Here is a 3266-nt window from a genome sequence, read left to right as displayed (position 1 = left end):
GTACCAGCAGGCCGAAGCGCTGGTCAGCACCGGTTGGGCGCCGAGCCTGATCGTCCGCGCGGCGCCCCCGGTGGGCCGTCAGCTCGACTGGGCAGTCAGCCGGACCGTGGCCACGCTGCTGCAGGCGAAGGCGTCGTCACAGCCGGTGCGCCTGCTGCACGTAGACGACTTGGTTCGCTTCCTGGTTGTCGTGGTGGCCGGCAACCGTACCGGTGTCGTCGAATTGGCGACGCCGGACACCATCGATCCGGCCACGGCGCGGCGCATCCTCGATTCGGCCGCCCGGCCGAGGCGATATCGGGTGCCGACCTGGACTCAGCTGACGACCGCTCTTGAAGACACTGTCTCGCAACAGGATTGGGGATTCGAATTCGGTTGGCCGACGGCTGAGGCGGTAGCGGATACCGCGCGCGGACTCGCCGGTCGTCGCCTCGACATCTCAGGCGGTATCGCCTTGCCCGGGCATCTCCCGCTACCGGCGGAACCGGCGCCGCGGCGCGGGCCCGCCGGTTACTCACGCCTGCACAGCGCGGCGCCCGACGGGCTGGAAGGCGAGTTCGATGACCGGATCGATCCCCGATTTCCGGTCTTCAGTGCGACGGGACTCACCGAGGTGCTGCCCGGCCCGATGACCCCGATGACAATGGATGTGCAGATGCCGGGCCTACGGGCGGCGAGCCGAGCTATGGCGCAAGTGATGACGCCGGGCAGCCCGGTCGCCGCCGAATGGGGGAACCGGGCGATCGCTGTGTTCGGCCATCGCCCGTACGTCGCCGTCTCGACCGGTGTGCTCGCCGCCGGCCTGCTTCCCGGCTGGGACCCGAGGGTGTTCGCCGAACGGGCGCTGGCCGGAAAGTCACCGGTATCGAGATTCTTCCCGGCCGGCCGTCTCCCGTCATCCGGCGGGATACTCGGCTCGGCGGCCAAGGCGGTTGCCACCGGGCGGGCGCTGGCGCTACTGCGCCACCTGAAAACCGACACGTTGGGTTACCAGGCCGCCGCCACACTGGAGCAGGTCGACACCGACACCTTGACCGCCCTGTCAGACGCGCAGGTCGAAGCCCGGATGCAGTTGTTGCGCGCCAGAATTCAACAAGGTTGGAGCCTTAACGGGCTTTGGATGATCGACTCCGGTGTCACCGCCGCGACGTTGTCGCGCACCGGAGCCAATACCGGCGTGTCCGGCATCGACGCGCTGACCGAAAGCCGCAGTGTCACCGATAAAGTTGCCTCCCTGGCCGCCCCGCTGCGCAGTGATCCGCGGTTGCGTCCGCTGGCCAAAGCGGGCGACCTCGACGGCATCCGCGCGTTGTCACGCACTGTCGCAGCCGCGTTCAGCGCCGCTGTCACGCGCATGCCGCACCGCGGGCCCGGGGAGGCCGAGCTGGCCAACCCGACGTTCGGCGACGATGCGGCAGTGTTGCTCAGCGCCGCCGCCGAAGCCGCCGGACAAGAAGTGTCCGGATCAGTCGACCGGCCGGTCATCAAATTGGCTGAGCGGATGGCGGCTAACGCCCGCGGTTCTCGCGAACTTGCCTATGACACCACGATGCGTTTCACCCACGAGCTGCGAGCGGCCCTGCGCGAGCTCGGCGCTCGCCGAGTCGCAGCTGAGCACATCGACAGCGTCGGTGATGTCTACTTCCTGACCTGTGACGAGTTACTCACGATGCCGTCGGACGCACGTCTGCGGATCAAGCGCAGGCGCGCAGAGCGCGAGCGCTTGCAGGCGCTGAGCCTGCCGGGTGTGATCGACCGCAGCTGGACGCCGCTCGACGGCCCAGTGTAGGAATCTCTCTGCGGTTGAGCGCAACGGCTTTTCCGGCTCAATCGACGAGGTCGCGCAGGGCGAGCGCGTTACGCACTGCGTGGCCGTGCGGGTCGTTGTTGAAGTACACCCACACGTCGCGGCCTTCGCGATCCCAGGAAGCGATCCGGTCCGCCCACGCCTGGAGGTCTTCGGCGGAGTAGGAGCCGGTGTACATCGCGTCCGGATCGGGGCCGTGCATCCGCACATAGACGAGATCAGCGGTGGCCCGCGGTATGCACGCCAAGCCGGCGCCGCTCATCACCACGTACGCGGCACGCCGAGCTTCCAGCAGCGCATACACCGCGGGATCGTTCCAGGACGGGTGCCGCAGTTCGACCGCCACCCAGATGCTGTCCGGGACGAGGCTCAAGAAATGGTCGAGGCGAGCATCGTCGCGGCGCTGCTCGGGGTGCAGCTGCACCAGCAGCACACCATGGCGGTCGCCCAGCGCCGCCCAGCAGCGTTCGAACCGTTCGATCCAGGGCTCGGGTGAGCTCAGCCGCCGGTAGTGAGTCAGCCCGCGATGCGCCTTGACCGAGACGGTGAACCCGTCCGGCACCCGCTCGCGCCACCCCGCGAACGTCGAATCCTTCGGCCACCGGTAAAAACTGGCGTTGAGCTCTACGGTGTCGAATACTTCGACATAGCGGGCGAGCCGGCGCGCAGCGGGCAGACCCGGGCGGTAGAGCACATTGGCCCAGTGGTCATAGGACCAGCCGGACGTGCCGATCCGCACAGTCACCGGCGAGTCAGCCGGTCACTTGCCGGCGCACCCCGTCGTCCAGCGAGGAGCGGATGAGAGCGGCAGCCAGGCGCGCGTTGGCCCGTGGCGCCAGGCGGCCCAGTTCGGTTGCATCAGTAGGCAATCCCAGCTTTTTGGCCGCGGCGGTGGCACGTTTGTCGAAATACGGCCGCGCCCAGGTCCATGTGTCCTGCACTTCCCGCAGGAAGATGTCGGCACCGGTGTCACCAATGCCCTTGAACTGCTTGAGCAACCGGGTGGCCGCGCGTACATCGGGCTCACTCCGGCGTGCGAGTTCCCGCAAGTCACTGGCGTATTCGTCACGGACTGCCTCGGCGATGTCGGTGAGACGCGTCGCGGAGCTCTCGTCGTAACGCACATAATGAGCGCGGCCGAACGCGTCGATCATGGTTTTCCGGTCCGACGCCAGAACGGCTTTCGGCGTGCGCAGGCCCGCCTTGAACAGTTCATGCCCGGCACGCATGGCGATCGACGCGTCAATCGGCTTACTGGCCAACATGCACAGCACCAGCAGCTGAAACAACGGCATGGGTTTGTCGTTGATTCGGACTCCCGCCTCGGACGCGTAGGTGGTGCCGGCGACCTTCAACAGTCGTCGTACCAGCTGTCGGTGCTCGGCCATCACGCCCGCGTACCCGCAGCGTCACATCACCAACCGTGCGTCACTTGGGCGGCAGCGCGCCCGCGCAGTCC

3 protein-coding genes are annotated in these 3266 nt (G+C 67.5%); 1 reads left to right on the top strand and 2 read right to left on the bottom strand.

Annotation, left to right across the window (positions count from 1 at the left end; translation table 11 throughout):
• The coding region (locus WA317_RS18970; protein ID WP_425174502.1) for a hypothetical protein at window positions 1-1789 on the top strand (1789 nt) is incomplete at its 5' end.
• Between the two features lie 37 nt (window positions 1790-1826).
• Here WA317_RS18970 and WA317_RS18965 read toward each other — a convergent pair.
• Window positions 1827-2552, bottom strand: coding sequence for a DUF72 domain-containing protein (locus WA317_RS18965; protein ID WP_425174501.1), 726 nt, complete (start codon window positions 2550-2552; stop codon window positions 1827-1829).
• A gap of 7 nt (window positions 2553-2559) precedes the next feature.
• Window positions 2560-3195, bottom strand: a complete 636-nt coding sequence (locus tag WA317_RS18960; protein WP_425174500.1) for an endonuclease — start codon at window positions 3193-3195, stop codon at window positions 2560-2562.
• Between the last annotated feature and the right edge of the window lie 71 nt (window positions 3196-3266).

It is taken from the genome of Mycobacterium sp. (genome assembly GCF_049802695.1).
Classification (GTDB): Bacteria; Actinomycetota; Actinomycetes; order Mycobacteriales; family Mycobacteriaceae; genus Mycobacterium.
The sequence above is the reverse complement of the archived record's forward strand: the minus strand, read 5'-3'. Positions and strand labels throughout refer to the sequence as shown.

Bases quoted from the DNA above. Each gene is read 5' to 3' on its own strand.
- WA317_RS18960 (WP_425174500.1), bottom strand. From the start codon at position 3,195: ATGGCCGAGCACCGACAGCTGGTACGACGACTGTTGAAGGTCGCCGGC.